Here is a 6,298-nt window from a genome sequence, read left to right on the forward strand (position 1 = left end):
CTCTAGGCGGGGCCGGGGGCGGATTCCAGTGATGCGTGGACCGCAGAGGCGGTCTGGTGCGCTACACGTTGAACAGGAAGTTCATCACGTCGCCATCCTTGACGACGTATTCCTTGCCTTCGCTGCGAATCTTCCCGGCGTCCTTGGCACCCTGCTCGCCCTTCAAGGCAATGTAGTCCTCGTACGCGATGGTCTGCGCGCGGATGAAACCGCGCTCGAAGTCGGTGTGGATCACGCCGGCGGCCTGCGGTGCGGTGGCGCCGATCGGCACGGTCCAGGCGCGCACTTCCTTCGGGCCGGCGGTGAAGTAGGTCTGCAGCCCCAGCAGCGTGAAGGCCGCGCGGATCAGGCGGTTCAGGCCCGGCTCTTGCTGGCCGATCTCGGCCAGGAACATCGCCTTGTCCTCGTCGGCCATTTCGGCGATTTCGGATTCGATCTTGGCGCAGATCGCCACCACCGGCGCGTTCTGCGTCTTCGCGTAGTCGCGCAGGCGATCCAGGTGCGGGTTGTTCTCGAAGCCGCGCTCGTCCACGTTGCCGACGAACATCGCCGGCTTGGCGGTGATCAGGAACAGCGGCTTGAGCAGCGCCTGCTCGTCGTCGCTGAGCGAGAGCGTGCGCACCGGCCGGCCTTCGTTCAGGGCGGCCTGCACCTTGGGCAGCAGCTGCACCATCTTCGCGGCTTCCTTGTCGCCGGCGCGGGCGGTCTTGGAGTAGCGGTGCAGGGTCTTGTCCACGGTGCCGAGGTCGGCCAGGCACAGCTCGGTCTGGATCACCTCGATGTCGGAGACGGGATCCACCCGCCCCGACACGTGGATGACGTTCTCGTCCTCGAAGCAGCGCACCACATTCACCACCGCATCGGTCTCGCGGATGTGCGCGAGGAACTGGTTGCCCAGGCCCTCGCCCTTGCTGGCCCCGGCGACCAGGCCGGCGATGTCGACGAACTCGACGATCGCCGGCACGATGCGCTCGGGCTTGACGACCGCCGACAGCGCAGCGAGCCGGGGGTCCGGCAGTTCGACGATGCCCACGTTGGGCTCGATCGTGCAGAAGGGATAGTTCTCGGCGGCGATCCCGGCCTTGGTCAAGGCATTGAACAAGGTGGACTTGCCCACGTTGGGCAGCCCCACGATCCCGCACTTCAAACTCATGTCAGTTCCCGAAAATCAAGCCGGAAAGTGTATGCCATGGGGCATGGCCCGGCTTCAGGCACGCCATTGCTGGGGTCGCTGCGCGAGCCCAGCCTACCGGGCCATTGTTTGTAGGCTGGGCTGCGCGCAGCGCACCCCAGCGTGCTCGTTCAGTCGAACTTCCAATCCGCACTGACCGCCTGCCCCACCCGCAAGGTGCGATCGAGGCCTTCGACCACGATCGCGTTCATCGCGAAAGTGATCTTGCCGCGCATCCGCTCGTTGCGGCGGTAGCCCTGCAGCGTATCCGTCACGATCGGATCGACCTCGGCGGTGGCGGGGTCGATGTTGGGGATCGGGCAGCGCGTGCAGGGCTTGACCGCCCGCAGCACGACCTCGCCGTCCTCGCCGGCAATGCGCAACAGTTCGAGCCGATCTTCATCGTGGGGCTCCACGCCTTCCAGCACGATGTTCGGCCGGAAGCGCTCGATCCCCACCGCCGCATGGCCGGCCGCCGCCAGCTTCTCGTTCAGGAGTTCGAGCGAGGCAGTGCTGGTCACCAGCAGGGGAAAGCCGTCGCTGAACTGGTTGAGCGCCTCGGCGCCCTGCGTCCAGTCGGTCTCGGAGGGGCGACGGTGCTCGGGGTCGAAGCGCACCAGGCGCAGCGGCCGGCCAAGGAAATCGGTGAACCACTGGGCGGCGATGGCGCCCATGTCGAAGGCCGGCACCTCCTCGTCCCACACGCGCACGCGGACCGGCTCTTCGACCGTGTCGATTGACAGATGCAGTGCCAGCATGCCCGGGGCGCGCAGCACCACCTCGCTGAACTTGATCTGCGGCCGGATCAACGCCATGCGCGGCAGCTCGCGCTGCGTGACGAAGTCGTGGTCGCTGTCCACCACCATCCACGCCCGGTCGAGGTCCAGTCCGGTCTCCGTCAGCACGGCCTCGCGCAGCTCCACCCCGGCGCAGGACTTGACCGGATAGACGAACAGGCGGGCGATGCGGGCGGCAAAGTCGGGGGCGGCTGGGTTCATGGACGGGTTTGCGGACGCGACAGGGGGCCAGCCGGGATTGTGCCCGCCTCCTACAATCCCCCCATGGCTGCCCCTCTGGACGTGTGTATCCGCGGCGCCGGCATGGTGGGCCGCACCCTGGCCCTGCTGCTGGCGCGCGACCGCCTGCGCGTCGGCCTGGTCGCCGGCCCGACGCCAGTGCAAGCAGCCCAGGACGTGCGCGCCTACGCGCTCAACGCCGCCTCGCGCGACCTGCTGCTGCGGCTGCGCGCCTGGCCCGACGAACAGCACGCCACCGCCGTGGCCGCCATGGACATCCGCGGCGACGAAGGCGGGCGCGTGCAGTTTTCGGCCAGCCGCGAAGGCGCGCCGGCGCTGGCCTGGATCGTCGATGTCGAGGCACTGCTGTCGCGCCTGCGCGAGGCCGTGCGCTACCAGCCGCAGATCGAGGAGTTGGAGGCGCCGCAGCCGGCCGCCCTGACCGTCGTGTGCGAAGGCCGTGGCAGCGCCACCCGCGACGAATTCGGCGTGAACTTCCAAGTCACCTCCTATCCGCAGCGAGCCATCGCCGCCCGCCTGACCAGTGAACACGCGCACGGCGGCACCGCCCATCAGTGGTTCGACGACGGCAACGTGCTGGGTCTCCTGCCTTTGGGCGGAGCGTCGGGGAACTCCCTGGCACTGGTATGGTCTGTCCAGGAGCCGCGTGCGGACGAGCTTCTGGCGATGCCGGCGGCGGAATTCGAGGATCGCTTGCAGGCCGCCTGCGGCAATGCGCTGGGCCGCATGACGCTCGCCAGCGAGCGCATGGCCTGGCCGCTGCAGCGAGCGCAGGCCGATCGCTGGTGTGGTGCCGGCTGGGCACTGGCCGGCGACGCGGCGCACAACGTGCATCCGCTGGCGGGCCAGGGGCTGAACCTGGGGCTGGCGGATGCGGAGACGCTGGCGCAGGTGCTGCACGAGCGGGAGTACTGGCGCAGCCTGGGCGACGAAAAGCTGCTGCGCCGCTACGAGCGCGCGCGCAAGGCGGATGTCCTGGCGATGGCCTGGACGACCGATGGCCTGCAGCAGTTGTTTGCGCAACCGGCGAACGCGTGGGCGTGGGTGCGCAACTGGGGCATGCGGGGTTTCGAACATAGCGGCCCGCTGAAAAGTTGGGTCGTGCGGCAGGCGATGGGCCGGCCTGCCAATTTCTTGAGAACGGGAAGAACATGAAAGCGATCGCGATCCGCACCGGGCTGGCTGCAGCCCTGATGGCCCTGGGCATCATGGCCGGCGCCGCCACCACCGAGGCCATGCCGCCGAACGCGGCGGCGGCGAATGCCATGGCCGGCGCGGCCAGGCAGGTGCCTCCCGCGGTCGACGCCGCCGTGCGCAAGAACCTCGCCGCGCGCATGCCCAGCTTCCCGAAGATCGACGAGATCAACACCACCCCGGTGCCCGGCCTGTACGAGATTCGCATCGGCACCGACCTGCTCTACTCCGATGCGGATGCCAGCTACATCTTCAACGGCAGCCTGATGGACACGCGGGCCCGGCGCAACCTCACCGAGGAACGGCAGGAAAAGCTGCTGGCCTTCGACTTTGACGAGCTGCCGATGAAGGACGCCTTCACCATCGTGCGCGGCAACGGCAAGCGCAAGCTGGCGGTGTTCGAAGATCCCAACTGCGGCTACTGCAAGCGCTTCGAGCACGACCTGCAGAAGGTGGACAACGTCACGGTCTACATGTTCCTGTACCCGATCCTGGGTCCCGACTCGATCGTGAAGTCGCGCGCCCACTGGTGCGCCAAGGACAAGGGCCAGGCCTGGCAGGACTGGATGCTGCGCAGCGAGCCGGTCAAGGCGGAGGCCAACTGTGACCTCACGGCGTTGAACCGCAACGTGGAATTCGGCAAAAAGCACAAGATCACCGGCACCCCGACGCTGATCTTCACCGACGGTTCGCGCGTTCCCGGCGCGATCGGCACCGCCGAAATCGAGAAGATGCTGGCCGCCAAGTGACCGCTGCGCGTCCGCCCGGCCCGCACTACCGGGTCGAGGCGGCGGATCCCGCCGCCCACCTTTTTCACGTCACCCTCACCATCCCGCAGCCCCAGGCGGGGCAGCGCGTGTCGCTGCCGGCGTGGATCCCGGGCAGCTACCTGCTGCGCGAGTTCTCCCGCCACCTGCAGAAACTGAGCGCGCGCCAGGACGGCAAGCCGGTCGGCATCCAGCAACTGGACAAGTCCACCTGGCAGATCGACTGCATGCCCTCCAGCCCGCTGGTGCTGGGCTACGAGGTCTACGCCTTCGACAACTCGGTGCGCACGGCCTGGCTCGATTCCCAGCGGGGCTTCTTCAACGGCACCAGCCTGTGCCTGCGCGTGCACGGCCAGGCGCAGGAGCCGCACGAGCTCGAACTGGTGCCCCTGCGCGCCTGCCCGCACTGGGAGGCCGCCACCGGCCTGGAGCCGCTGAAGACCGGCAAGCGCGGCTTCGGCACCTATCTCGCGCAGGACTACGACGAACTGGTGGACAGCCCGGTGGAGCTCGGGCCCTTCTTCAGCGCCGAGTTCCGCGCCGGCGGCGTGCCGCACCGGCTGGTGCTCGCGGGCGCCACCGAGGCCTGCGACACCGACCGCCTGCTGGCCGACATGCAGAAGATCTGCGAGGCGCAGATCCGCTTCTGGCACGAACGCCGGCGGCCGCCTTTCAAGAGCTATGTGTTCCTGCTCAACACGGTGGACGACGGCTACGGCGGCCTCGAGCACCGCAATTCCACGGCGCTGATCTGCTCGCGCCGCGACCTGCCGCGCCTGGGCGAGGCCCGCCTGAACGACGGCTACGTCACTCTGCTGGGCCTGATCAGCCATGAGTACTTCCACACCTGGAACGTCAAGCGGCTGCGGCCGGCTGACTTCGCGCACTACGACTACAAGCAGGAGAACTACAGCCAGCTGCTCTGGTTCTTCGAGGGCTTCACCAGCTACTACGACGACCTGCTGCTGCGCCGCGCGGGCCTGATCGACGACGCCACCTACCTCAAGCTGCTGACCAAGACCTGCAACCAGGTGCTGCAGACGCCGGGGCGCGAAGTGCAGTCGGTGGCGCAGGCCAGCTTCGATGCCTGGGTCAAGTACTACCGGCAGGACGAGAACACGGCCAACGCCACGGTCAGCTACTACACCAAGGGCGCGCTCGTGGCCCTGTGCTTCGACCTCACCCTGCGGCAGGAAGGCCACAGCACGCTGGACGAGGCCATGCGCGCGCTGTGGGTGCGCTGCAAGGCCGGGCCGATGGCCGAAGCCGATTTCGCGGCCGTGCTCAAGGAACTGGGCGGCCGCGCCTTCACCCGCGAGTTCACGCAGTGGGTGCACGGCACGCGCGAGCTGCCGCTGAAGGAACTGCTGGAAGCGCACGGCATCGCCGTGATGGAAGAGCCGGCACAGCTGCAGCAGCGCCTGGGTCTGCGCGTGGGCGACGGCCAAGGTTCCGTGGTGCTGAAGAACGTGCTGCGCGGCGGCGCCGCCGAACAGGCCGGCTTAGCGCCGAATGACGAATGGCTCGGCGTGGAGGTCGCCGGCAGCGGCTGGCGGCTGGCCAAGCTCGATGACCTGATGGTGTATGCGGGCACGCATCGCAAGCTCACGGCCCTGGTCGCGCGCGACCGGCGACTGCTGCGGCTCGAGCTGTCCATCCCGCCGGGCGTCCTCACCTGGCGCCTGGTGCTGCGCGATGCGGCGAGGGTGCAGACGTGGCTCGGACCCCAGGGCTGAAGCTCGCGCTGCTGGGGCTGGCAGTCCTGCTGGCTCACTGGCTCGGGCTCGCATGGTTCGGTCGGCAGGCCGAAGCAATCTCCGCGCTGCGCACCTTCGTGCCGCCCATGTACACGCGCCTGCTCAAGCCCAGCGCGCCACCGCCGGTGGTCGCCGTCGCTGGCGCCCCGGCGGCGACGCCTCGCCCGCGCGTGGCCGTGCGAGCGATCACGCCCGCGTCCGCGCCGCGGCCGGTGCACCGCAAGAAGAAGCCGCAGCCGCCGCCCGAAGCGCAGGTGGCGACACCGGCCGAACCGGTGCCACAGATCCCGCCCGATTCGGAGCAGGTGGCACAGGCACCCGAAGCCGCGGCCTCGGACGCGCAGCCCCCGGCGTCCAGCCCGGAGCCGGCAG

Annotated in this window: 5 protein-coding genes and 1 pseudogene; 4 read left to right on the forward strand and 2 right to left on the reverse strand. The window is 68.8% G+C overall.

Going from position 1 to position 6,298, the window contains the following annotated elements; translation table 11 throughout:
* Positions 1-61 precede the first annotated feature (61 nt).
* Both ychF and JWP60_RS20945 read right to left on the reverse strand, forming a co-directional pair.
* On the reverse strand, positions 62-1,153 hold the full coding sequence (ychF, locus tag JWP60_RS20940; RefSeq protein WP_299795596.1) for a redox-regulated ATPase YchF: 1,092 nt from the start codon (positions 1,151-1,153) through the stop codon (positions 62-64).
* 149 nt (positions 1,154-1,302) lie between these two features.
* On the reverse strand, positions 1,303-2,169 hold the full coding sequence (locus JWP60_RS20945; RefSeq protein WP_299795598.1) for an MOSC N-terminal beta barrel domain-containing protein: 867 nt from the start codon (positions 2,167-2,169) through the stop codon (positions 1,303-1,305).
* A 63-nt stretch (positions 2,170-2,232) separates the two neighbouring features.
* Between JWP60_RS20945 and JWP60_RS20950 the strand changes: the two genes are divergently transcribed.
* From JWP60_RS20950 to JWP60_RS20965, 4 genes and pseudogenes are all read left to right on the forward strand, one after another.
* The gene (locus tag JWP60_RS20950) at positions 2,233-3,363 is read left to right on the forward strand and encodes an FAD-dependent monooxygenase (protein ID WP_299795600.1); all 1,131 of its coding nucleotides are present in this window, start codon (positions 2,233-2,235) and stop codon (positions 3,361-3,363) included.
* Between the two features lie 110 nt (positions 3,364-3,473).
* On the forward strand, positions 3,474-4,151 hold the full coding sequence (locus JWP60_RS20955; RefSeq protein WP_299795603.1) for a DsbC family protein: 678 nt from the start codon (positions 3,474-3,476) through the stop codon (positions 4,149-4,151).
* A complete protein-coding gene (locus tag JWP60_RS20960; protein ID WP_299795602.1) occupies positions 4,148-5,905 on the forward strand; it encodes a peptidase M61 in 1,758 nt (585 codons plus the stop codon). Before JWP60_RS20955 ends, JWP60_RS20960 begins: the two co-directional genes overlap by 4 nt.
* Positions 5,884-6,298: pseudogene (locus JWP60_RS20965) on the forward strand (hypothetical protein); the annotation flags it as partial. The gene JWP60_RS20960 and the pseudogene JWP60_RS20965, both read left to right, overlap by 22 nt.

Origin of the sequence: Ramlibacter sp. (assembly GCF_028291745.1) — a bacterium.
Classification (GTDB): domain Bacteria; phylum Pseudomonadota; class Gammaproteobacteria; order Burkholderiales; family Burkholderiaceae_C; genus Ramlibacter.

What these genes read in the sequence shown, in the direction of transcription:
- ychF (WP_299795596.1), bottom strand. Translation starts at nt 1,153, where the DNA reads ATGAGTTTGAAGTGCGGGATCGTGGGGCTGCCCAACGTGGGCAAGTCC.
- JWP60_RS20945 (WP_299795598.1), bottom strand. Translation starts at nt 2,169, where the DNA reads ATGAACCCAGCCGCCCCCGACTTTGCCGCCCGCATCGCCCGCCTGTTC.
- JWP60_RS20950 (WP_299795600.1), top strand. Translation starts at nt 2,233, where the DNA reads ATGGCTGCCCCTCTGGACGTGTGTATCCGCGGCGCCGGCATGGTGGGC.
- JWP60_RS20955 (WP_299795603.1), top strand. Translation starts at nt 3,474, where the DNA reads ATGGCCGGCGCGGCCAGGCAGGTGCCTCCCGCGGTCGACGCCGCCGTG.